Source organism: Paenibacillus brevis (genome assembly GCF_018919145.1).
GTDB classification, from domain to species: Bacteria; Bacillota; Bacilli; order Paenibacillales; family Paenibacillaceae; genus Fontibacillus; species Fontibacillus brevis.
Map to the genome: position 1 here is coordinate 1 of NZ_JAHLQJ010000034.1, position 22,895 is coordinate 22,895.

Genomic DNA, 22,895 nt, shown 5'->3' on the forward strand with positions numbered 1-22,895 from the left:
CGAAGTAATCAGGGCATAAGTATGAGGTGTGCTGTAGAAGCGTCAGCGTTCGCCTTTGTGAGCGAATTTCCCCCTTGTCAGAACTTAGTTCAACTGAAGAAATCCGCGAACAACAGCGATCGTAAGCATACCTCATATGTTGCCCATCCAACTCGCCATCTAATGTTTTAACTATATTCCGCTGTTACGCACTTTTCTGCTATTGCACAGCGCAAATCGTCCGCACAAAGTGGACAAAAGTTCATTTTTTCCAATCCAGGTTGACTACCGTATGTATTCAGGATATTATGATAAAGATAAATACTGGATAACATATAAGGTAATGACTTGGATTGGGAGGAGTAGGCAGTAAGCCCTTCAGAGAGCGGATGGATGTGCTGGGAATATCCGCAGGATGCTGCTGGCCGAAGTCGCCCGGGAGTCGCCCGTTTCACCCGCAGCATATTTGGATTGCTGTGAACAGGATGGGCCGGATCGCACACGTTACGTGTATGAGTGTTGCAGATGACATTTCTTTGGATTTTCCGTTTGCTTTAGAGCAAGTGTGGGAATTTCAATACTGGTGTTGCTGTGAAACAAAGGTGGTACCGCGAAAGTAAAGCCTTTCGTCCTTTGAGACGAAGGGCTTTTTTTGTTTTTAAATTACTATTGTTGACGGAGGCTTGGAAAACATGTCAGATCAAAACCATCAAACACCTCAATCGACGTCGGCCGACATGCCGACGACCTATGATCCGAAAGCCGCAGAACAGAAGTGGTATAAGTATTGGATGGAGGGCGGCTTCTTCAAGGCCGGTCAGAAGCCCGATGCACAGCCGTATACAATCGTAATTCCTCCTCCGAATGTTACCGGTATGCTGCATATTGGCCATGCACTCGACTTTACGCTGCAGGATATTCTGATCCGCACCAAGCGGATGCAGGGTTATGATGCACTTTGGCTCCCAGGTTCGGACCATGCCGGAATTGCCACGCAGACGAAGGTAGAGCAGAAGCTGCGTGAGCAGGGCGTAACCCGTTATGATCTGGGACGTGAAGCATTCCTGGAGAAGGTATGGGAATGGAAGGAGCTTTACGCAAATACGATCCATGAGCAATGGGAGAAAATGGGCTTTTCATTGGACTATTCCCGCGAACGCTTTACTTTGGATGAAGGGTTATCCGAAGCTGTACGAGAGGTGTTTGTTAAGCTGTATGAGAAGGGCCTGATCTATCGCGGAAAGTATATCATTAACTGGGATCCGGCGGCACGCACAGCCCTGTCGGATATTGAAGTTGAGTATAAAGAAGTGAATGGTCACCTGTACCATTTACAGTATCCGCTGAAGGACGGCAGCGGCTCCATTACGGTAGCTACAACCCGGCCAGAGACCATGCTTGGGGATACCGCGGTTGCTGTTCATCCGAAGGATGAGCGTTATCAAGGCCTGATCGGAAAGTGTCTGGTTCTGCCGCTTACTGGCCGCGAAATCCCGATTATCGCGGATGAGTATGTCGAGAAGGAATTCGGCAGCGGTGCGGTAAAGATTACGCCGGCCCATGATCCGAACGACTTTGAGGTTGGTCTTCGTCATAACCTGCCACAAATCAACGTGATGGATGAGACTGGAACTATGAATGCAGAAGCCGGCAAATACCAAGGCATGGACCGCAGTGAATGCCGCAAGCAAATCGTTAAGGACTTGCAAGAGCTTGGCGTATTGATTAAGATTGAAGACCACGTGCACCAAGTGGGTCATAGTGAGCGAACAGGCGCAGTTGTAGAGCCTTATCTTTCCACGCAGTGGTTCGTTAAAATGCAGCCGCTGGCGGAAACGGCGATTGAGGCTCAAAAATCAGGAAAAGGCGTTAACTTTGTACCGGATCGCTTTGATAAAACTTATTTAAACTGGATTGAAAATGTCCGCGACTGGTGCATTTCCCGCCAATTGTGGTGGGGCCATCGGATTCCTGCCTGGTATTGCGACGCGACAGGCGAAATGGTTGTAGCCCATAGCGAAGAAGAAGCACGCGCCAAGCTGGGCCGAGATGATTTGAGACAGGATGAAGACGTACTCGACACCTGGTTCAGTTCCGCACTCTGGCCGTTCTCTACGCTGGGCTGGCCAAACGAAGAGGCCGAAGATTTCAAACGTTATTTTCCAACGAATGTACTCGTAACGGGCTATGACATTATTTACTTCTGGGTGGCACGGATGATCTTCACCTCGCTGGAATTCACAGGTCAGCTTCCATTCAAGGATGTACTGATGCACGGCTTGGTACGTGATAGCGAAGGCAAGAAAATGTCCAAGTCACTCGGAAATGGGGTCGATCCTCTCGAGGTAATCGATAAATATGGTGCCGATGCCATGCGCTATATGTTATCAACCAGCAGCACACCGGGACAGGATTTGCGTTTCCATTGGGAACGTGTGGAGCAGGCCCGCAACTTTGCGAACAAGATTTGGAATGCTTCCCGTTTCGCTTTGATGAACCTTGAAGGTGTGACTGTAGAGGAAATTGATATCACTGGTGATTTGACGACAGCGGACCGCTGGATTCTTCACCGTATGAATGAGACAGCACGGGAGATTACCCGTCTGATTGATGCATACGAATTCGGAGAAACCGGACGCCAATTATATAACTTCATCTGGGACGATCTGTGTGATTGGTATATTGAATTTGCTAAGCTCTCGCTGTATGGTGAAGATGCGGCGGCGAAAAAGAAGACCCAGTCCGTACTTGCCTATGTACTGGATCGGACGCTTCGCATGATTCATCCGTTCATGCCGTTTATTTCCGAGGAAATATGGCAGCATTTGCCGCATTCTGGCGATACGGTCACCTTGGCCGAATGGCCGAAGTATGATCCGGCCTTTGAAGCTCCGCAGGCTGTTGAGGAAATGGGTCTGTTAATGGACATCATTCGTGCTGTTCGGAATATTCGGGCTGAAGTCAACGTGCCGATGAGCAAAAAGATTGATCTCCTGGTTAAGCCGGTTTCGGCAGAAGAGCTGCGCATCGTAGAGAATAACGCGCATTACATCCGTCGCTTTTGTAATACGTCTGATTTCGGAGTATCTTTGGATACGGCCGTTCCGGATAAAGCCATGACTGCTGTGGTGTCCGGCGCAGAATTGTATCTGCCGCTGGCCGGACTGATCGATATCAGCCAGGAAATTGCCCGTCTTGAAAAGGAAGCGGAGCATCTGAACAAGGAAGTTGAGCGGGTAGAGAAGAAGCTTGCCAATGAAGGGTTTGTCTCTAAAGCGCCTGCTAAGGTAATTGAAGAGGAACGTGCCAAAATGGCGGATTATTCTTCGAAGCGTGATAAAGTACTTGCCCGGATTCATGAGCTGAAGGGATAGTAATAAATATAACGATCTGATGAAGGTGACGGATATGGAGGCAAGCAATCAGGAAATCGAAGTGGCGCTGCATAGTTATAGCGAGGCTGTAGACTGGATTAACGGACTGATCCCCTTCGGGATCCGTCCGGGCCTGGAACGAATCGAGCTGTTGATGGAGCGGCTCAGCAATCCTCATCGCAGACTCAAATTTATTCATGTGGCCGGTACGAATGGCAAGGGTTCTACCTGTGCCTTTTTAACCAAAGTTTTGCTGGAATGCGGATACCATACAGGGACGTTCACTTCTCCCTATATTACCAAGTTCACTAACCGGTTTCAGTATGACGGGATGGATATTCCGGAAGAAACACTTCTGGCTCTATCCAACCGTCTGCTGCCTCTTGTAAAGGAAATAGCGGAGAGTGAGCTAGGCTCCCCGACGATGTTTGAGGTCAGTACGGCGATAGCCATCCTTTATTTTGCCGAGGTGTGCTATCCGGATGTGGTGGTATGGGAGACAGGACTTGGGGGAAGGATGGATGTAACTAATATCGTGACCCCGATCGTCTCCGTCATTACGAATATCGGGTATGATCATACCGATGTATTGGGAGATACGATTGAACTGATAGCCCGTGAAAAGGCGGGAATCATTAAGCCGGGAGTTCCCGTAGTCAGCTGCGTGGATCAGCCGGAGGCGATTTCTGTCATTAAGGAGCAAGCAGAGAACTGCCGAAGCTCACTCTATTTGCTGGGCGAGCATTTTCAGTTTGAACGGATGTCTGTTCACCAAACGGAGCAGAAGATAAGGTTCCAGGGACCGTTTCGGGAATTGGAATTAAGCCTCACGATGGCGGGAGAACATCAATGCCGGAATGCGGCCGGGGCCATGATGACACTTGAGTTGCTTCGCCAATATCTGGCGTTTGTGCTGGAGGATGATTCATTGGAGCGTGGATTCAGGCTTACAAGCTGGGCCGGGAGACTGGAAATGGTGTCCTCCGAGCCTCGCATTGTGCTTGATGGGGCTCATAATCCGGAAGGAGCAGCCAGCCTGGCCAAGGCGCTTGTTGATTCTTATTCGTACAGAAAGCTTAATTTGATGATGGGGATGCTGTCCAACAAGCATCATCGCAGTTACTTGCAGCATATATTACCCATAGTGGATACACTTATACTGACCGAGCCCGATTTTAGACGCAAGCTGGATGCCGATTCCCTATTAAGTCTTGTAGAAGAATTGAAGGCTCTGTATGCTAAGCCGGGTTTGGAAATCATCGTGGAACGTGACTGGAAAGAGGCGCTTGTCCTGCTCGAGTCGCGAACGGAACCGGAGGATCTTGGGGTAGTCACCGGCACGCTATATATGATTTCTGATGTGCGGGCAACCCTTCTGCATCAAACCGATTCTGAAAAAGGCTGGTGACTTGTAAATTGGTAAATTTGACTGAACAACATGTACATTTTATTGGTATCGGCGGCTATGGTATGAGCGCCATTGCTCGTGTGATGCTGGAGATGGGGTATACGGTTACCGGCTCCGATGTGGCATCCCAGGAATTAACCGAGAAGCTTGCGGCTAAGGGGGCGAAAATCTATATTGGCCATACGGCAGAGCAAGTGCACGGGGCTGATCTGGTGGTGTATTCAACGGCGCTGCCCAAGGACAATGTAGAACGGGTTGAGGCGGAGGAGCAGGGAATTCCGATTCTTCATCGCTCGCAGATGCTCGCCCGGCTGCTAAATGAACGCCTTGGCGTGGCTGTGGCCGGAGCCCACGGAAAGACAACGACCTCTTCGATGATCGCGTTGGTGATGGAACAGTGCAATACTGATCCAACTTATATTATCGGCGGGGAAATTATGGATATCGGTACGAACGCGAAGGCGGGAAAAGGTAATTATGTGGTAGCTGAAGCGGACGAAAGCGATGGCTCCTTCCTGCAATATCACCCTTATCTGGGAGTCGTTACGAATATTGAGGCCGATCATCTTGAAAATTATAATGGAGATTTCGGCAAGCTGAAGGAAGCTTATGTCCAGTTTCTGAATCAGATCAAGCCCGAAGGCAAAGCCGTGGTATGCGGTGATGACGGTATCATTAATGAGCTTCGCCCGCAGCTTGCATGCCAGGTTATAACGTATGGTATTGATGAGCCGTGTGATTATTCAGCCGAGGAGATCAAGCTGGGCGACAGACAGGTCTCTTTTACAATGAAGCATGGTGCTGAGACGCTGGGTACGGTAGAATTGTCGGTGCCGGGCAGACATAATGTTCAGAATGCGATGGCTACCATCATTGTATGTCTGGAGGCAGGTATTCCGTTCGCGGAAATTGCCCGTGGAATTAGATGCTTTCATGGCGCAAAGCGCAGATTCCAGGTACTGGGTGAACAGAATGATATCCTCGTTATTGATGACTATGCGCATCATCCGACGGAGATTCAGGCAACGATTGCCGCAGCCAAGGCTACAGGCAAGCGAATTATTGCCGTGTTCCAGCCGCAGCGCTATACACGGACCTTCTTCCTGCTTGATGCTTTTAGCAGAGCTTTTGGTGAAGCGGACGAAGTAATCATTACGGACATTTACTCTCCGGCTGGCGAGAAGCAAATTGAAGGAATCCATTCTTCAAAGCTCGTTGATTTGATCAAGGAGAACAGCAACCCGGCAGCGAGATATTTGTCATCCAAGCAGGACGTGCTTGCTGATTTGCAGGGTCGTCTTCAACCGGGGGACCTGGTGCTGACGATGGGAGCAGGGGACATCTGGAAGGTAGGCAAGGAACTGGCTCACAGTTTATCCTAAATATACGCAGTTAACTTTACTGTGATGTAAAATGGGCTATCCCAATCGATCTTGGATCTGACGGGGTAGCCCTTCTTATGTTATAAAACCCTCATTCGAGCGAATCAAGAGCGTAGTTGCAGGAAAATGTGCAATAGCGGAAAACAGTTAAACATTTAGAGGGCGGGTTAGAGGGGCAACGTGTGAAGTGTGCTTACGATCGCTGTTGTTCGCGGATTTCTATGATTGACCAAGTTCAAACAAGGGAGAAATCCGCTCGCAAAGGCGAACGCTAACGCTTCTTCAGCATACCTCACACTTATGCCCTAATCACTTCGCCTTTGCTGTTTAACTGATATGCAGTTGCACATGGCTATTCCTAAGCAGCATAACAATAACTGCACTCCTATTACCTTACCTCCCTACGGCATACAAGCAGGATACTTCGCGCAAGCCTCCTCCCATCTTCCCCTTGCTGCCAGACTCGCCTTAGGCTAGGCATCACAAATGGAAGCCTGCACGATTCGCTTTACGCACAGCCAAAGGAACACTGAGCGCCTGGAGTTGCGCCCAGTCGCACGTTGCTTCGGCCTTGTGCGGAACGCGGAACTTCGTTATCTGACTAGGCGTTCCAATCTTGTTCCGAGCTTTACTCATCCCGCTTATTCAGCCTCATTCCGGTCATGCTCCAGTGAAATTACTTACCTTAAATACTTCATTCGGCGCTCGAATCCACATGTAGTGAAAAAACTTACCTTAGATTGCCAGTCACTAGCCAAACCCACGTTTTAGTCCACTTTAAGTACAAAAATTTCACTATATCCGCATTTCTATCATTTCCACTAAATTTAGAGTAACTTTTTTCACTATATGAATGTGATCTGTATTTGCATGGGGTCTGCCAACCGTCGTCATGCTGTGAAGTACCGTACGTTGGAGCTTTGCGCAGTGTGAGATCTGTATGATGCGAGGTGTGTGTGCGTATACGTACTTTGTTGCCATTTTACAGAATCTGCTTGAGCTATCCTTGTGCGGGTAGTTGTCCATGCACCTACCCGCTGAAGGTGTAATGATGCAATTACTGTATGTAAATGCATCAGGCTTCAAGATGCTATGCTGAATGAACGAGTCTGTAGGCTAGGAAAGTGATTCTGGCGCATTCTGCCATGCCTCGGACATACGGAGGGGGAGCTACTATAGTGCATTCGGCACCTGTAAAGCCGAAGTGCCTGCGTAATAAAGGCATAAGTGTGAAGTGTGCTGTAGAAGCGAAAGCGTTCGCCTTTGGGAGTGGATTCCTACAATTTCAGATTTTACTCAATCAAAGGAATCCGCGAACAACAGCGATCGTAAGCAACCTTCACACGTTGCCCCCAGCACGCAGGCAGAACCATTGGTCGGTTTAAAATTGGCTGTTGTTGCTCTATTGCACGATTTATCGCAACAAGCAATCAGCAGCATTAGTGCGGAGGTTATTAAGGTGTTTCTATGTAGATCCGGCATATATGCCTGTCTACCTTCATATTGTAGTCCTAGAAGAATGGACAAGGAGCGTGCGGAACGTGAACAATGCCAAGATGACATTCCGCTTTAATGAGCAAGACAGGGAAATGCCGCGTCAATCGATGCAAGAGCCCGTTAGGAGGAGTAATCCTCACGAAATTTCGAACCCGTCCGCGGATAATGCGGATTACGTCCGAGCAGACGCCAATGACGAGTGGCTGACTTATGGTCACCGCCCGGATCGTGAACCAGATCGAGAAATCTATGAAAATGCAGACTCTGTGCCTGTATATCAGGCGATTGATCAAACAGAGGAATGGGGGGACCCCTTTGCAGACTACACCTCAACAGGCGGGATAGTATTGCCATCCTATAGCAACAATCACAAGAATGCTCCCCGCCGGACCTCCTGGTGGAAAGTGGCAGGTTCTGTAACGGGAGCTATCGTGACAGGAGGCTTATTCGGGGTAGTGGTGTTATCCATGTTTAATCAAGAACTGACCTTGCCTCTCCCTGGTGCTAATGTCCCTGTGCAATCAGCCGCAGTCCAGGATGCTGATATTCCGGTGATGGGGAGTATCGAAGAGGAGCTCTTGATACCCGCGGAAGAGGAAATGCTGGTCAATATCGCCTTGCCCCAGCAAACCTATCATTTCCTGCAGTATGGCGTATTCAGCTCGGCTGGAGGAGTGGAATTAGCCCAGCAGGAGCTAAAGGAATCCGGAATTGCTGCCGCTAGAGATACGGTGGATGAGAAAAGAGTTTACGCCGGGGTTTCCTCGGATCGTGAACAAGCAAAGCTGCTAAGCAGTCAATTGAAAGCGACCGGGGTCCACCTGATCCTGCATGAGGTATCATTGCCTTCATCGGCAGAGGTTCATTTCGACGGCGATGTGACAGCGTTGGAACATTATCTGGCTCAAAGCGCGGAGCTGGTTGAGCTGCTGAGCTCGTTATCAGCTTCCCGATTAAGCGAGCTATCTCCATCCGCGTTGACTAATGAAGAGGTTGCGGAATTAGGAGAAAAGCATCAGTTATGGACGGAGAGTGCAGCCGCAGTCCGAGGGAAGCTGCCCGATAGCCTTGCGGAAGGGAATATCGTGCTGGAGACAGCGATGAACAGTGCTGTAGAGGCGGTCAATGAGTACCATAAGAAGAACGCAAAGACCCTGCTCTGGGAAGTCCAAAATGAGATTATGAGATTTGTTCTGGAGGAGTACAAAATGATGGGTCAACAGGCCCTGTAGACTTAATTGGGTCTTAAGAACGGCAGAGGGCTGGTAATATTCCCCTTGCCGTTTTTGTGTTTGTATTGGGGCATAAATAACCTTATAATAATGAAGTGTCAAAAAATGGCGAGGTTGACAGCTGGAATCTGTCGAATCCGAAGGAGGACCTTAATGAATACTGCAGCGCGGCATCTTATTCTCGCTTCCACGTCACCGCGTCGGCGCGAGCTTGTCGCATCGTTGAATATTCCTTTTGAGGTGATCCCTAGTCTGGCGGATGAGCACTATGAAGCGGCGTGGAAGCCTGAAAAAATCGTTACCGAATTGGCTGAACGCAAAGCAGAAGCTGTATACCACACACTCGAAGAAGAACAGCGCACCGGAATTATCGTAGGAAGCGATACGATTGTTGTCCGTGACGGATACATACTGGGCAAACCAGCGGATCAACAAGAAGCAGCAGAGATGCTTCGGTCGCTTCAAGGACGCAGCCACGAAGTGTACTCGGGAGTCGCTTGCGTTGACAGTGTGACAGGGAAGAGCCTTGTTGACTACAGAAAAACAATAGTTTGGATGAGAGAATGTTCAGAGACGGAAGTATTGGCTTATGCAGCCAGCGGTGAAGGCCTTGATAAGGCCGGAGCCTATGCTATTCAGGGATTGGGCGCAACTCTTGTTGCCGGCATTGAAGGTTGTTATTTTAATGTTGTCGGCTTGCCGTTGTCTTTGCTCGGCGAGATGCTAGAAGCCTTCGGGATAAACATTCTCTGAGGTGATGGGAAGAGGTAAAGCATATCCTTCTGAAATCAGGATTGTTAATAATGATGGAGGGATATGAATATGACAAATTCAACGGCTTTAGCTATGCTTAGAGACATTCCTGGAGAGGATCGGCCGAGAGAACGAATGCTGGCCTCCGGAGCAGGTGCATTAAGCCATAGTGAACTGCTTGCGATTATTCTGAGAACGGGTACACGTCGGGAATCGGCATTGCATCTGGCTCAACGTTTATTGCGTGAAGCAGGAGACATCAGAGGAATCGTCGATTTAAGTCTGGATGAACTGATGGATATCAAAGGAATCGGTCCCGCGAAGGCGGTTCAATTGAAGGCCGGGATCGAGCTGGGGCAGCGCCTTGCACGGGCAAGACTGCCTGAAGCACATGTGATTCGAAGTCCGCGAGATGCCGCGGAATTGTTGATGGAGCAGCTTCGGTATTTGCAGAAGGAGCACTTTGTATGTCTTTTTTTGAATACAAAAAATCATGTTATTGCTCAAGAGACCTTGTCGATCGGAAGTCTTAACGCTTCGATTGTGCACCCGCGCGAGGTATTTCGTGCGGCGATCAAATGCAGCAGCGCCTCAGTTGTCTGTGCCCACAATCATCCGAGTGGTGATCCGACGCCAAGCCCGGAGGATATTCGCATGACGGAACGACTGTGTTCTGCCGGCGAAGTGATCGGCATTGATGTGCTGGATCATATCGTCATAGGTGATGGTGTATTCGTAAGTTTGAAGGAGCAAGGCATGATGTAATATAATAGATTAGATGCAGAAGGAAAGGGAGATACAGCATGTTGGGTGGTTTCACGAAGGATTTAGGAATTGACTTAGGGACAGCTAATACACTTGTATATATTCGCGGTAAAGGCATTATCGTCAGAGAGCCTTCCGTAGTCGCAATTCATACAGATACTAAGAATATTGTTGCTGTTGGCGAATCGGCCAAGAAGATGATCGGCAGAACTCCGGGAAATATCCGGGCGATCCGTCCGATGAAGGATGGCGTTATTGCTGACTTTGATACGACGGCTACGATGATCAAATACTTCATTCGCCAGGCACAGAAGCAGCGCTCGCTGTTCCAGCGCCATCCGAATGTGATGGTATGCGTGCCTTCCGGCATTACAGCTGTGGAACAGCGCGCCGTAGAGGATGCCACCAAGCAGGCTGGCGCCCGCGAGGCCTATACGATTGAAGAACCGTTTGCCGCTGCAATCGGGGCGGACCTTCCTGTCTGGGAACCGACCGGAAGCATGGTTGTTGATATCGGCGGCGGAACGACAGAAGTGGCTGTGATTTCCCTCGGGGGGATCGTTACCAGCAAATCGGTTAGAGTAGCCGGCGACGATATGGATGAATCCATCATTCAGTATATCAAGCGTCAATATAATTTGATGATTGGCGAGCGTACTTCCGAGCAATTGAAGATGGATATCGGATCGGCATTGGCATTGGAAAAGGTAGAGACTCTGGAAATCCGCGGGCGCGATCTTGTATCCGGCCTTCCGAAGACGATCACGATTACTTCGGATGAAATCTCTGAAGCGCTAAGCGATACGGTCGGTGCCATTGTAGAAGCGGTGAAGGTTACGCTAGAGAAATGTCCTCCGGAATTGGCCGCGGATATTATGGACCGCGGGATCGTGTTGACAGGCGGCGGAGCACTGCTTCGCAATCTCGATAAGCTGCTTGCAAGTGAGACGGGAATGCCTGTTATTGTGGCGGAGAATCCGCTTGATTGTGTCGCAATCGGCACAGGCAAAGCCCTGGATAATATTCATATGTTCAAGTCGAAGAGCAGTTCGGCCCTGCGCTCCAAACGGTAAATGTTAGGGCGCGCAAGTACCTTTAGATAAAGCGGCGCCGCCTTTCCCGGGCGGCCAGGCCGTTTTTTCTCATTTTTAATACGCAAGGTTGGAGGGTGCTTAAACTGTTTAAGCTGCTTAGCAACAAACGTTTGTTTATTATGCTCATTGGACTCATTTTGTTTATTGCGGTTATGGGATTCACCCTCGGACCAAGAACCAGCCTGTCCTGGCCGGAGAAATTCGTCAAGGATACGGTTGGTTTTGTGCAATACATTTTTTATAAGCCCGCTGGCGCAATAGCGGGCTTCTTTGAAGATATCTCGAATCTGCGTAATCTTCAGAAGGAAAATGAAGAGCTGAAGATCGCGCTGGCCCACTACACCCGGGATAAGGCCCGATTCAACTGGATCGAACAAGAGAATGCCCGGCTGCAGAATGATCTGGACTTCACGAACGCCCAGAAGGAGCAGTATAACTACACCTGGAAAATCGCCCATGTTATTAGCGTGAACGATGACCCGGTAAACCGGACGATTGTGCTTAATATTGGCGGCCGTGAGGGCGTCAAGGAAGGCATGGCCGTCAGCTCGGCGGAAGGACTGGTCGGAGTGGTAAGTCATGTCAGCAACTTCACATCCACCGTTAAGCTGGTGACCACCATGGATGCGCTGGATCCCAATTCCAACGGCATCGCAGTAACTGCGCAAGGAAAGGAAAATGAAGTGTTTGGCGTCATCGAGACCTACGACCTGTCCAGCGGAACCTTCCAGATGAGCCGTATCGAAGATCCAAAGCCGCTGGCTAAGGATGATTTAATTGTATCCTCGGGGATTGGGGGCGTCTTCCCTCGCGGTATGATTATTGGTAAGGTGCTGGATATTCAGGTTGGCGAATACGGACTGACTTATACAGCTACGGTTAAACCAGCCGCAAGCTTCACGGATTGGAAGGAGCTGTTCGTCGTGTTCGAACCGGAGGCGGAGCAGGAGTGATAAAACGTAAATATGTTTTGATACTGCTGCTGTTCGTTCTGTTTATTATGGAAGGGACGATCGTCCCTTGGCTCGTACCTTCTTCTTGGGAGACAAGAATTACTCCGCATTTCGTGTATATAGCCATTATATTTTTCTCTGTTTACGAGAATCGTCATACAGGACTGGTACTCGGTCTTGTGTTCGGTTTGCTTCATGATGTTGTTTATTATGGCTCCATGATCGGCGCCTACTCTTTTGCAATGGGGCTGTCCTGTTACTTGCTCGGGCTCTTGTCCCGCTCCAGACAAGCCCCTCTGCCGCTTCTCATGATTTTCGTGTTGACCGGCAGCCTGCTGCTCGAGACGATCCTGTACGGAAATTACAAGCTGTTCGGGCTTCTGCACGAGCCGCTCTCTTGGGCTATGCTGCATCATGGCATCCCCAATACACTCGTCCAATTTTTGTTCGCGCTCGCCGTTTATGTCCCTTTGCGCAAGCAACTGGAGATTATTACGAAACGGCGCAAGCCCGATGAGAAGTCCTGATTTAGCGACATTCGTCAGAATCCAGCAGGAACTTTCCGCCCTCTGCACGAATTGAATAAGAAGGAGGGACAGGCTTATGACAGTGAAATCGAATCACGTGACGATCAAGGGCATCAAAGATGGCCTGGTTTTCCTGCTTGACGACAAATGTGAATTCAACTTGCTGCTTGAAGAGCTGCGGTATAAATTAGAGCATAGCCATCAGAATATTCTGACCGGACCGATCATTCATGTCGATGTCAAACTGGGGAGCCGGAATGTGACAGAAGAGCAGAAGCAAGCTATCCTGGATATATTGGGACAGAAGGGCAATCTGCTTGTCCGCTCGGTCGAAGCACCTGAGCCGGAGACGGCGGAAGGAACGAACGGGCTGGCCACGCTGAGTGGAATTGTCCGATCCGGACAAATTCTGCATCATGAAGGCAACCTTTTATTTCTGGGGGACGTTAATCCAGGTGGAACGATATGCTGTACCGGTGACATTTTTGTGCTTGGCTCTCTTAGAGGGATGGCGCATGCAGGCTTTGGAGGCCAGGAGGAAGCGGTTATTGCGGCCTCTTATTTTGCTCCTACCCAGCTGCGGATCTCGGAGACGATCAGCAGGCCGCCGGATGAGTGGGAGAACCGCGAGACAAGCATGGAGTTTGCTTTTTTACTAGACGGGAAGATGCAAATTGATAAGATCACGAATATTTTTCGGGTCAGACCGGATTTTAACGTGTTTAAAGGGGTGTAATCAATGGGAGAAGCTATCGTTGTCACCTCCGGTAAGGGCGGTGTCGGGAAAACAACTACCTCCGCGAATATCGGAACAGCACTTGCTCTGCTGGGGAAAAAGGTTTGTCTGGTCGATACGGACATTGGACTGCGCAATCTTGATGTCGTGATGGGGCTTGAGAACCGGATCATTTATGATCTTATTGACGTGGCCGAGGGACGCTGCCGGTTGCAGCAAGCGCTTGTAAAGGACAAGCGGTTCGATGAATTGTATATGCTTCCGGCTGCACAGACGAAGGATAAGAACGCCATTTCCCCGGAGCAGGTCAAGGATATTATTCTCGAGCTGAAAAAAGAGCACGAGTACATCATTATCGACTGTCCGGCTGGCATCGAACAAGGCTTCAAGAATGCTATCGCCGGGGCCGATCAAGCAATCGTCGTAACTACACCGGAACACGCGGCTGTTCGTGATGCCGACCGGATTATTGGCCTTCTGGAGAGCTCGCATGTGCATTCTCCCAAGCTGGTGGTCAACCGGATTCGGACGAATATGGTCAAGTCTGGAGATATGCTGGACATCGAGGATATTCTGCAAGTGCTGAACATCGACCTGATCGGCATCGTGCCGGATGATGAGCATGTAATTAAAGCCGCGAATCTGGGTGAGCCTACGGTGATGAATCCGGAATCACGGGCTGCAATCGCCTATCGGAATATTGCCCGCCGCATTCTTGGAGACACAGTTCCTTTAATGCTGCTTGACCAGAAGCCAGGCATGTTCAAACGCTTCAAAAAGTTTTTCGGAATGGGTTGATCGTGATTGTTCTTTAAATTAAAAAAATTGGACTGGGTAATGGTAGGCATCCTTGGCATATTTATGGTATTTAGCACCCTGCTCGTCCGCAGTGCGATCGCTCCTTACGAGAACCAGTTTGTTGCATATGACATCAAGACGCTTACGTTTTATATCGTCGGCTTTATCGTAGTGTTCGCCATGTCTTTGGTGGACTACCGTTCACTGCTTAAATATAGCTGGTACATTTATGGCGGGGGCTGCCTTATGCTGGTCCTCGTCTACTTGTTTGCTCCTGAGATCAACGGCGCTCGCAGCTGGTTTATGATTCCGGGCGGCTTTCAGTTCCAGCCGGCTGAGCTGGTTAAGATCATCCTGATTATGATGACGGCTTATTTGCTCGGAGAGCGCGGGGGGAAGCCTCTTCGTTTTCGCAGGGATGTGCTGCCGATTGGCTTTATAACGCTGATTCCATTTGTTTTAGTGCTGATCCAGCCCGATCTTGGTAATGCAATCATTTATCTCATTATTCTGGTAGCGATGCTCTGGATCGGAAATACGAAGTACGCGCATGTATTGATCGGACTTAGTGCTGTTGTGGCAGCACTCATTCTGTTTGTGACTTTGTTCAACACCTATAATTCAGATATCAAAAGTTATTTAGAAGAACACAATAAGCAGCACTGGTATCAACGGATTAATACCTTTATTAACCCGGAGCAGGCAACGAGCGATGACAAGCACCAATCCACCTATGCCAAGATTGCGATCGGTTCTGGCGGGCTGCTGGGCGACGGTTATATGCAAGGGGAGCTGAAGAACAAGAAGTTCGTTCCTTACCCTTATTCGGACTCCATATTTGTTGTGGTCGGAGAAGAATTCGGTTTCCTGGGATCCGCGCTTCTGCTGCTTGTTTATTTCCTGTTCATTTACCGGATGATCCTGATCGCGCTGCATTGTATCGATAAGAGGGGCGCTTATATCATCGTCGGAATAGCCGCGATGTTTCTGTTTCAGATTTTTGAGAATGTCGGCATGATGATTGGTTTGATGCCTATAACGGGGATCACCCTTCCTTTTATTAGCTACGGCGGGACTTCCTTGCTTATAAACATGCTCTGTATCGGGCTGGTGTTCAGCATCAAGCTGCATCAGGAAAAATACAAGGTAGAGTGACTAAGAGAACGGATAGTAAGCAGTTTGGCATATCGAGCTCTTCAGCAGCAATGAAGACCTTTCGATGCGGCCGGCTGCTTTTTTTGTACTCTCAAATCCGCTGATCCTCAGCTTGGTCAGAGGCTCATATTATGGTCAAGCCGTTCATACATTTATAGCATGAGACAAGACCGGGAGGGTGCTTGGCATGGATGTGAAAATGAACGTTAAAAAACGCCGTGAGGAACGGATCAGACAGCTGACATTAGGTGAGCTGGCGAAGGGTCAAGCCAATGGAGGAGCGAATTTGCAGCCAGCATGGCGCGCGGATCAGACTGCTGGAAGCCAGCGTGGGCAGAAATTGCCGCTGCTTGAACAACGGGATCAGGAAGAGCCTGATCCGGAACTCCTCTGGAAGCGCGGACAGGGAAGATGGAATGAGTTGAATGATTCTGGTCATGGAAATAATGATATCCCGGGTCATGGCCGTCCAACATATTGGACGAGACTGTTTCTTCGCATCATGATTAGTGCGGTGCTGTTCTTATCCATTTGGGGGATGAACCGTTTTGAGCCGGAGTGGGCTTTCCCTATCCGCGTCTTCGTGGCGGAGTCCTTATCCACTGAAATGGATCTCAGTGCTGCCGAGGCTTGGTATGAACAGATGTTTGGTGGTGCTCCCTCGTTCATTCCCATCTTTCAGCATACCGGAGAGAAGGGGGTTAAGGTGGGGAGTTCTGCCAGCTTTATAGCCCCGATCGAAGGAACATTGGCAGGCCCCTTTGCACTTAGTCTAAAGGGCGTAGAAATTGTGCCGATTAACGATTCGTTGCTTGGAGAACAGGTTAAAGTCGTAGAGACGGGGCGAATTCTTTCTGTGAACGAGGATGCGCTGACAGGCATCACGGTTACCGTCCAGCATGCCAAAGGATATGAATCCGTCTACGGACGATTGATGCAGGCGTTGGTCAGTAAAGGGGATTGGGTGGAAATCGGCGATTCGATTGGAGTTCTGGAGGGCTCGGGGAACAGCGTGCCTCCAACGCTTTATTTCGGACTAAAAAAGGATGGTTTCTACATTGATCCTGCGGATGTGATTCCGTTTGATTAGATGGGGAGGCATCAGCTTTTCATTTCACCCGCTGTTTGTACTTGTCATGCTGACCTCGGTATTTACCGGACATTTCCTCGAATTGCTTGCGCTCTTTGCCATAGTGTTCGTTCATGAGCTCGGACATGTGGCTGCCGCAAGACTATTCGGATTGTCGGTGATCTCTGTTCAATTGCTTCCCTTTGGCGGAGTGGCAGTGATCGAGGACCATGGGGATTTGAGCTCTTCTCGAGAAATCGTCATTGCATTGGCCGGACCGCTGCAAAATTTGCTCCTGATTATGATCTCGACCACCTTTCATGTGATGGGATTATGGGACGGGGCTTTCTTTTTCTATTTTATCCAATGTAATCTGTTGATTGCACTGTTCAATCTTCTTCCGGTTCTGCCGTTAGATGGAGGAAAGCTTGTCCAGGCCGTCTGTGCCATGCTTTTGCCTTATCACACCACTTTGGTCTGGACGCTGCGCATCAGCTTGCTGTTCAGCTTGCTTATGGTGCTTTATGCTTTGGTGCCGTTAGTGCTTGGAAAAGGAGGGCCTCAGCTTAATTTGCTCATGGTCGGAGGTTTTTTGCTGTATTCGAACTATACGGATTACCGGAATATTCCTTACCGGTTTCTCCGCTTCCTGATGAGCCGTGAGGCTGCTTTTACCCGTCATTTGCTCCAGGGGAGCCTTGCTTACCCGATTATCGCGGAGCATTCGAAACCTTTGGATCAGATTCTACGTCTCCTTAGAAGAGAAAAGTATCATTTTGTTTATATTATGAATTCCCGTGGAGTGATTTTTAGTGTCATTCCTGAACAGAGAATCATCTCCTCTTACTTGCGGGGGAATCCCGGAGGCTGATCTGCTTCGGCCATGATATAATGAAAATGGTGTTGAGTCTGAAACACGAATTGAGGGTGAGATCAATGAAACAATTGATTATTCACTGCGGTGCTGATTCCACCCGAATGGCGCTGATGGAGGATAACAAGCTGGTGGAATATGCAGCCGAACCATCGCAAAAACGCGGAATAGTAGGCAGTTTTTTTAAAGGCAAAGTCATGAATGTGATTCCCGGCATGCAGGCGGCCTTTATCGATATCGGTCAGAAGAAAAATGCATTCTTGTATATTGATGATGCGTTGCACCCTAACCTGGAGAAGCAGCCCAAACCAAAGCCTTCGATTACCGAGGTGCTTAAACCCGGAAAGGAATTGATCGTTCAGGTGGTTAAGGAGGCATACGGCAATAAGGGGGCCAGAGTGACGACGCATTATTCCTTGCCCGGGCGGTGGTTGGTCTACATGCCCTTTGCCGGATATGCGGCAGTCTCGAAGAAGATTAGTCCGGAGGAGCTGCGTAGCAGGCTGAAGGATATCGGTGACGAGCTGCGGAAAGAGGAGGAAGGTCTGATCATAAGGACCGTGGCCGAGGAATCGGATACGGAATCCATCCAGGAGGATCTGCTGCAGCTTCGCAGTGTCTGGCAGAATATTGTTGAGAAAGGCAGCCGTGTATCGGCCCCTGCGGTGCTTCATCAGGATCTCAGTATGGTTCAGCGTTTGCTGCGCGATGCATACAGTCCCGAGACGGACGAGCTTATTATGGATTGTTCGGAGCAAGCCGAGGAGGCTTCAACATTCCTGGGCATGATGCTGCAGAAGAGCCCTCCGCCTATTCAAGTGTACCGGGGGACCGAGCCGATCTTTGACCATTTTGGCATTAGCAAGCAATTGGACAAGGATTTTCAAAGGAAGATTTGGCTCCCCGGAGGAGGATATCTGGTCTGGGATATCACGGAGGCTATGACGGTCATTGATGTGAATACCGGCAAATTTACCGGAGGAGAGGACCTGGAGGATACGGTATTTCAGACCAATCTGGAGGCAGCGGCAGAAATCGGAAGACTGGTTCGTCTGCGAGATCCCGGGGGAATTCTGATTATCGATTTTATCGATATGAACCGGGAGGATCATCGTTCATCCGTATGCGACAGGCTCGAGCGGTCCTTGGCCGGCGATCGGATGCAGCATCATATATTGGGCTGGACTCGGCTTGGACTGCTGGAGTTAACGCGCAAGCGGATGAGGGAACAGACCGTATTGTGAACTTCAAATCAATGATTGCTTTTTAAGGTTCCTCATGCTAGTATATTAGGGTATGTGTTATGAGTTAGCCTTGTACACATGCTGCAACCGCTCCAATCGGGTATGCAAGTTCGATGGTTTATGGACCATTGACACCTGGATTAGGCGAGTCTGAGACATGAGGAGGTGCAAGCAAATGTACGCAATTATCGAAACTGGCGGTAAACAATACCGTGTTCAAGAAGGCGATGTTCTCTACATCGAGAAATTGAACGCTGAAGATGGCGCAAGCGTGACGTTCGATCGCGTGTTGGCAGTATCTAAAGGTGAAGGTTTGGTGACGGGCGCTCCATTGGTATCCGGTGCAAGTGTAACGGCGAAAGTCGAAAAACACGGCAAAGGCCAAAAAGTAGTCGTTTACAAATACAAGCCTAAGAAGAACTACCACAAAAAGCAAGGTCATCGTCAACCTTACACAAAAGTAACCATCGAGAAAATTCAAGCGTAAGAGGGCGATCAGATGATCAGCGTCTCCATTATGCGTGCAGACCGTAACACTATTACTGGCTTCAAGGTATCTGGTCATGCCGGATACGCCAAGTCGGGTTATGACATCGTATGTGCCGGTGTTTCTGCAGTCACTGTAGGCACGGTCAATGCGATTGAAGCTCTGACGGGGATTCTGATGGATGCCGATATGAAGGATGGATTCCTGAGTGCCGATCTTCCAGGGGAAATAGAAGCAAATCAGGCGGAACAAGTGCAATTGCTGCTTGCTTCAATGGTCGTTATGCTGCAAAGTATCGAAGGTTCATACGGACAGTATATTGAAATACATGATGCAACCAAGATTTGAAGAAGGAGGTAGATGGACAATGTTGAAATTGGATCTTCAGTTGTTCGCTTCGAAGAAGGGCGTAGGCTCCACGAAAAACGGACGCGACAGCATCGCGAAACGCCTTGGCGTTAAACGTGCTGACGGCCAAACCGTTACCGGCGGAAGCATTCTCGTTCGCCAACGCGGCACGAAAATTCATCCGGGTACCAACGTGGGAATCGGTAAGGACGACACTCTGTTCGCGAAAGTGGATGGCGTTGTTAAGTTCGAACGTTGGGGTCGCGACCGTAAAAAAGTGAGCGTCTACCCGGTAGAAACCGCTCCAGTAGCGGCTGCAGTAGAAGCTTAATAGCTTGACTGACATGTGAAGCTTTCGAAATCCCTTGGCAGAGTGCCAAGGGATTTTTTTTGGGGCATAATTAGGACATCGTTGTGAATTATTTTTAGCGTATTTGGGACAAGGTTTATGATATACTTTGTAGTTGTGAGGGTGGAAGGATCACCCAATTTGTTAGAGGAACGGGGAAACTCATGAAACATCGGTTAATGATGCCCGGTGCAGCTGTGTTGTTGTCCGTGGCCCTTCTTGTCTTAATGTACTTTTTGCGTTCGCCTGTATTCTATGGCCTGCTGGGATCGTGCCTGCTGCTGGCATTTGCCGGGTACATCATTGTGGAACAGAGAAAAGCGGCTGAGGAGCGGAAGCAGCTTCTTGAATCCGTGCAGCGGATGGCTGCGGCAACATTGGGGCATCACCGCCATGATTGGATGAATGAACTGCAGATACTTTATGGATATATTCAATTGGGCAAATATGATAAACTGAAGGACTGTGTGGAAAGAATAAAAGAACGCATGGCGGCGGACAGCAAAATATCAAGACTGGGGATACCTTCGCTGGTCTTTTATTTATACTCCTTCCGGGAGATGAACGGTTCGATCCAACTGGACGTGCAGATTCAGGAGGATCTTACCTTGGGAGATGCACTTGCTCCGCAGGATGCCGAGCAATTTACAGAAGCGATTATGGAGACGATTCGTTTCTACCAGTACACAGGCCGCTCATCTTGGGGAGAACTTCCCAAGCTAAGGCTCGAATTGTCGCGGCTGGGCGGAGAGATTGTTGCTGTCTTTGAACGGGAAGACTGCACGGCCGCTGATCCGGATACCCTATTACAGCGGTATTTGGAAGAATGGAAATGCGGCAATTCTGTAACTGTGGAACTGGCAGATCCGCCACCGAACTCACTTCGGCTGCGTGTCGCCTGTGCAAACTAAAATGAGGTGAATTCATGTTCGTAGATAAAGCGAAAATCTATGTTAAAGGCGGAGATGGAGGCGATGGTATCGTCTCGTTCCGCCGGGAGAAGTACGTTCCGGAAGGCGGACCCGCTGGCGGTGATGGCGGAAAGGGCGGAGACGTCATTTTCCGTGTCGATGAAGGCTTGCGCACACTGATGGACTTCCGTTATCAACGCCATTTCAAGGCGGAGCGCGGAGAGAAAGGCCGCAACAAGAGTCAGCATGGGGCAAATGCGGATCATATGATTGTTCGTATTCCTCCTGGAACGGTCATTATTGATGATGATACGCAAGAGGTGCTGGCCGATTTGACCCGGGACGGGCAGCAGGTGGTCGTTGCTCGCGGCGGCCGCGGAGGACGAGGCAACATTCGCTTCGCGACCCCTAATAACCCGGCACCGGAGCTTGCGGAACACGGGGAGGAAGGTCAGGAGCGCTGGATCGTCCTTGAATTAAAGGTGATGGCTGATGTGGGCCTCGTGGGTTTTCCGAGCGTTGGCAAATCAACCTTGTTATCTGTCGTATCTGCTGCAAAACCGAAGATTGGGGCATATCATTTTACGACGATTACCCCGAATCTGGGAGTGGTCGATGTCGGTGAAGGACGCAGCTTTGTCATGGCGGACTTGCCTGGACTGATCGAAGGCGCTCATGAAGGCGTCGGCCTGGGACATGAGTTCCTGCGGCATGTGGAGCGTACGCGCGTTATTGTTCATGTAGTCGATATGGCTGGATCAGAGGGCCGGGATCCATTCGAGGACTGGATGAAGATCAATGAGGAACTCAAGCTGTATAATGCTGACCTCGAACAGCGCCCGCAAATTGTGGCAGCCAACAAAATGGATATGCCTGATTCAGAAGAGAATCTGGAGCGCTTTAAAGAGCAAGTGAAGGAAGTTCGGCCGGACATTGAAATCTATCCGATTTCTTCCTTGACCAGACAAGGTGTGCAGGAACTTTTGTATCGGGCGGCGGATCTGCTGGATGAGATTCCGGAGCTCCCTGCGATTGAGGAAGTCACCGAGCTGGAAGAACGCAAAATCTATAAGCTGGACAAAACAGAGGACGAGAGCTTTACCATTCGTCGCGAAAATGAAACCTTCGTCGTTGAAAGTGTGAAGATCGAACGTATGATGAAACGGATGCAGCTTAACACCCATGATGCCATTCTCAAGCTTGCCCGCACACTGCGGCATATGGGAGTGGATGACGAACTGAGAAACCGGGGCGCGAAGGACGGAACGATTGTGCGAATCGGGGACTTCGAATTCGAATTTGTCGAGGGAAGCAGCTACTATTATTAAGTATAGGAACTTTATGGAAACGGGTACCTTCCTTTTGCCGGAGATGGTAGCCGTTTCTCTACATAAGCAAGCCGGATTCCGCGGAAATGGATTGCCACCTTGCAAGCTTTCCGTTATAATGTCCACTATATGAAAACAGAAGTCTCTAAGGAGAGGACGTTTGTGAAGGAGAAGTATTATTTAGTACGGGAGGATATTTTACCTGAAGCTGTATTAAAGACGCTGCAAGTGAAGCAGCTTCTCGCCAGCGGTGTTGTGAAGACGGTCCATGAGGCCGTCGCGCAAATTGGAATGAGCCGCAGTGCTTTTTATAAATATAAGGATGGTATTCATCTGTTAAACCAGATTGAGCGGGAGAGCATTGTAACGATCTCATTTGATCTGGAGCACCGTTCCGGAGTGTTATCCAAGGTGATGGGGCTAATTGCCGGTTCGGGAGGAAACGTACTGACCATTAACCAGAGTATTCCCCTGCAAGGGATCGCCAATGTTGTCATTTCAGTGGAGACTTCCCGTCTGACAGAGGACCTGGATGAAATGCTGGATTTGATACAGAAGGTTCCTGGCGTTCGCAAGACGCAGATCGTCGGTCAGGGATAAAGACAAGATCATTACGGAAGGAGGGGCCAAGG

22 protein-coding genes and 1 other annotated feature are annotated in these 22,895 nt (G+C 49.5%); of the genes, 21 read left to right on the top strand and 1 reads right to left on the bottom strand.

What is annotated here, in order from left to right; genetic code table 11:
* Positions 1 to 671 precede the first annotated feature (671 nt).
* Genes KQJ23_RS22835 through murC form a run of 3 tightly spaced genes read left to right on the top strand, consistent with a single transcriptional unit; the run spans position 672 to position 6,143 of the window.
* Entirely contained in the window at positions 672 to 3,353 is a 2,682-nt protein-coding gene (locus KQJ23_RS22835) for a valine--tRNA ligase (RefSeq protein ID WP_216481204.1), read from the top strand.
* A gap of 19 nt (positions 3,354 to 3,372) precedes the next feature.
* Positions 3,373 to 4,761 carry a bifunctional folylpolyglutamate synthase/dihydrofolate synthase gene (locus KQJ23_RS22840; protein ID WP_249530005.1) on the top strand — a complete coding sequence of 463 codons (1,389 nt, stop codon included), beginning with the start codon at positions 3,373 to 3,375 and terminating at the stop codon, positions 4,759 to 4,761.
* Between the two features lie 8 nt (positions 4,762 to 4,769).
* Positions 4,770 to 6,143, top strand: a complete 1,374-nt coding sequence (murC, locus tag KQJ23_RS22845; RefSeq protein ID WP_216481205.1) for a UDP-N-acetylmuramate--L-alanine ligase — start codon at positions 4,770 to 4,772, stop codon at positions 6,141 to 6,143.
* Positions 6,144 to 6,623: 480 nt separating this feature from the next.
* Here murC and KQJ23_RS22850 read toward each other — a convergent pair whose 3' ends face one another.
* Positions 6,624 to 6,779: a hypothetical protein gene (locus tag KQJ23_RS22850; RefSeq protein WP_216481206.1), complete on the bottom strand. Its 156-nt coding sequence runs from the start codon at positions 6,777 to 6,779 to the stop codon at positions 6,624 to 6,626.
* 905 nt (positions 6,780 to 7,684) lie between these two features.
* Here KQJ23_RS22850 and KQJ23_RS22855 point away from each other — a divergent pair.
* From KQJ23_RS22855 to KQJ23_RS22940, 18 genes are all read left to right on the top strand, one after another.
* A complete protein-coding gene (locus tag KQJ23_RS22855; RefSeq protein ID WP_346779448.1) occupies positions 7,685 to 8,872 on the top strand; it encodes an SPOR domain-containing protein in 1,188 nt (395 codons plus the stop codon).
* A 153-nt stretch (positions 8,873 to 9,025) separates the two neighbouring features.
* Positions 9,026 to 9,625: a Maf family protein gene (locus KQJ23_RS22860; RefSeq protein ID WP_216481207.1), complete on the top strand. Its 600-nt coding sequence runs from the start codon at positions 9,026 to 9,028 to the stop codon at positions 9,623 to 9,625.
* Positions 9,626 to 9,694: 69 nt separating this feature from the next.
* The gene (radC, locus tag KQJ23_RS22865) at positions 9,695 to 10,390 is read left to right on the top strand and encodes a RadC family protein (protein ID WP_249530006.1); all 696 of its coding nucleotides are present in this window, start codon (positions 9,695 to 9,697) and stop codon (positions 10,388 to 10,390) included.
* A 38-nt stretch (positions 10,391 to 10,428) separates the two neighbouring features.
* On the top strand, positions 10,429 to 11,463 hold the full coding sequence (locus tag KQJ23_RS22870; RefSeq protein ID WP_044481743.1) for a rod shape-determining protein: 1,035 nt from the start codon (positions 10,429 to 10,431) through the stop codon (positions 11,461 to 11,463).
* A 95-nt stretch (positions 11,464 to 11,558) separates the two neighbouring features.
* Complete coding sequence (gene mreC, locus KQJ23_RS22875; protein WP_216481208.1) at positions 11,559 to 12,437, top strand: rod shape-determining protein MreC; 879 nt, start codon at positions 11,559 to 11,561, stop codon at positions 12,435 to 12,437.
* Positions 12,434 to 12,964, top strand: a complete 531-nt coding sequence (gene mreD, locus KQJ23_RS22880) for a rod shape-determining protein MreD (protein WP_216481209.1) — start codon at positions 12,434 to 12,436, stop codon at positions 12,962 to 12,964. Before mreC ends, mreD begins: the two co-directional genes overlap by 4 nt.
* A 76-nt stretch (positions 12,965 to 13,040) precedes the next feature.
* Positions 13,041 to 13,700: a septum site-determining protein MinC gene (gene minC, locus KQJ23_RS22885; protein WP_216481210.1), complete on the top strand. Its 660-nt coding sequence runs from the start codon at positions 13,041 to 13,043 to the stop codon at positions 13,698 to 13,700.
* Between the two features lie 3 nt (positions 13,701 to 13,703).
* Positions 13,704 to 14,498 (top strand): septum site-determining protein MinD, encoded by a 795-nt coding sequence (minD, locus tag KQJ23_RS22890; RefSeq protein WP_216481211.1) that lies wholly within the window; start codon positions 13,704 to 13,706, stop codon positions 14,496 to 14,498.
* Positions 14,499 to 14,504: 6 nt separating this feature from the next.
* Positions 14,505 to 15,653: an FtsW/RodA/SpoVE family cell cycle protein gene (locus KQJ23_RS22895; protein WP_216481212.1), complete on the top strand. Its 1,149-nt coding sequence runs from the start codon at positions 14,505 to 14,507 to the stop codon at positions 15,651 to 15,653.
* A 199-nt stretch (positions 15,654 to 15,852) separates the two neighbouring features.
* The gene (locus KQJ23_RS22900; protein WP_249530007.1) at positions 15,853 to 16,743 is read left to right on the top strand and encodes a M23 family metallopeptidase; all 891 of its coding nucleotides are present in this window, start codon (positions 15,853 to 15,855) and stop codon (positions 16,741 to 16,743) included.
* Complete coding sequence (locus tag KQJ23_RS22905; protein WP_216481214.1) at positions 16,736 to 17,593, top strand: M50 family metallopeptidase; 858 nt, start codon at positions 16,736 to 16,738, stop codon at positions 17,591 to 17,593. The genes KQJ23_RS22900 and KQJ23_RS22905 overlap by 8 nt, the downstream gene beginning before the upstream one ends.
* A gap of 65 nt (positions 17,594 to 17,658) precedes the next feature.
* Positions 17,659 to 18,840: an Rne/Rng family ribonuclease gene (locus KQJ23_RS22910; RefSeq protein WP_216481215.1), complete on the top strand. Its 1,182-nt coding sequence runs from the start codon at positions 17,659 to 17,661 to the stop codon at positions 18,838 to 18,840.
* Between the two features lie 75 nt (positions 18,841 to 18,915).
* Positions 18,916 to 19,002: a sequence feature (ribosomal protein L21 leader region), on the top strand.
* A gap of 13 nt (positions 19,003 to 19,015) precedes the next feature.
* A complete protein-coding gene (rplU, locus tag KQJ23_RS22915) occupies positions 19,016 to 19,327 on the top strand; it encodes a 50S ribosomal protein L21 (RefSeq protein WP_044481735.1) in 312 nt (103 codons plus the stop codon).
* Between the two features lie 12 nt (positions 19,328 to 19,339).
* Positions 19,340 to 19,675, top strand: a complete 336-nt coding sequence (locus KQJ23_RS22920; RefSeq protein WP_216481216.1) for a ribosomal-processing cysteine protease Prp — start codon at positions 19,340 to 19,342, stop codon at positions 19,673 to 19,675.
* Positions 19,676 to 19,694: 19 nt separating this feature from the next.
* A complete protein-coding gene (gene rpmA, locus KQJ23_RS22925) occupies positions 19,695 to 20,006 on the top strand; it encodes a 50S ribosomal protein L27 (RefSeq protein WP_044481732.1) in 312 nt (103 codons plus the stop codon).
* A gap of 182 nt (positions 20,007 to 20,188) precedes the next feature.
* Positions 20,189 to 20,935, top strand: coding sequence for a Spo0B domain-containing protein (locus KQJ23_RS22930; protein ID WP_216481217.1), 747 nt, complete (start codon positions 20,189 to 20,191; stop codon positions 20,933 to 20,935).
* Positions 20,936 to 20,949: 14 nt separating this feature from the next.
* The gene (gene obgE, locus KQJ23_RS22935) at positions 20,950 to 22,263 is read left to right on the top strand and encodes a GTPase ObgE (protein WP_216481218.1); all 1,314 of its coding nucleotides are present in this window, start codon (positions 20,950 to 20,952) and stop codon (positions 22,261 to 22,263) included.
* 162 nt (positions 22,264 to 22,425) lie between these two features.
* Positions 22,426 to 22,863, top strand: a complete 438-nt coding sequence (locus KQJ23_RS22940) for an ACT domain-containing protein (RefSeq protein ID WP_216481219.1) — start codon at positions 22,426 to 22,428, stop codon at positions 22,861 to 22,863.
* Positions 22,864 to 22,895: the final 32 nt, after the last annotated feature.

What these genes read in the sequence shown, in the direction of transcription:
- KQJ23_RS22835 (WP_216481204.1), top strand. Translation starts at nt 672, where the DNA reads ATGTCAGATCAAAACCATCAAACACCTCAATCGACGTCGGCCGACATG.
- KQJ23_RS22840 (WP_249530005.1), top strand. Translation starts at nt 3,373, where the DNA reads ATGAAGGTGACGGATATGGAGGCAAGCAATCAGGAAATCGAAGTGGCG.
- KQJ23_RS22850 (WP_216481206.1), bottom strand. Translation starts at nt 6,779, where the DNA reads ATGAGTAAAGCTCGGAACAAGATTGGAACGCCTAGTCAGATAACGAAG.
- KQJ23_RS22860 (WP_216481207.1), top strand. Translation starts at nt 9,026, where the DNA reads ATGAATACTGCAGCGCGGCATCTTATTCTCGCTTCCACGTCACCGCGT.
- radC (WP_249530006.1), top strand. Translation starts at nt 9,695, where the DNA reads ATGACAAATTCAACGGCTTTAGCTATGCTTAGAGACATTCCTGGAGAG.
- KQJ23_RS22870 (WP_044481743.1), top strand. Translation starts at nt 10,429, where the DNA reads ATGTTGGGTGGTTTCACGAAGGATTTAGGAATTGACTTAGGGACAGCT.
- minC (WP_216481210.1), top strand. Translation starts at nt 13,041, where the DNA reads ATGACAGTGAAATCGAATCACGTGACGATCAAGGGCATCAAAGATGGC.
- minD (WP_216481211.1), top strand. Translation starts at nt 13,704, where the DNA reads ATGGGAGAAGCTATCGTTGTCACCTCCGGTAAGGGCGGTGTCGGGAAA.
- KQJ23_RS22900 (WP_249530007.1), top strand. Translation starts at nt 15,853, where the DNA reads ATGAACGTTAAAAAACGCCGTGAGGAACGGATCAGACAGCTGACATTA.
- KQJ23_RS22910 (WP_216481215.1), top strand. Translation starts at nt 17,659, where the DNA reads ATGAAACAATTGATTATTCACTGCGGTGCTGATTCCACCCGAATGGCG.
- rplU (WP_044481735.1), top strand. Translation starts at nt 19,016, where the DNA reads ATGTACGCAATTATCGAAACTGGCGGTAAACAATACCGTGTTCAAGAA.
- KQJ23_RS22920 (WP_216481216.1), top strand. Translation starts at nt 19,340, where the DNA reads ATGATCAGCGTCTCCATTATGCGTGCAGACCGTAACACTATTACTGGC.
- rpmA (WP_044481732.1), top strand. Translation starts at nt 19,695, where the DNA reads ATGTTGAAATTGGATCTTCAGTTGTTCGCTTCGAAGAAGGGCGTAGGC.
- KQJ23_RS22930 (WP_216481217.1), top strand. Translation starts at nt 20,189, where the DNA reads ATGAAACATCGGTTAATGATGCCCGGTGCAGCTGTGTTGTTGTCCGTG.
- obgE (WP_216481218.1), top strand. Translation starts at nt 20,950, where the DNA reads ATGTTCGTAGATAAAGCGAAAATCTATGTTAAAGGCGGAGATGGAGGC.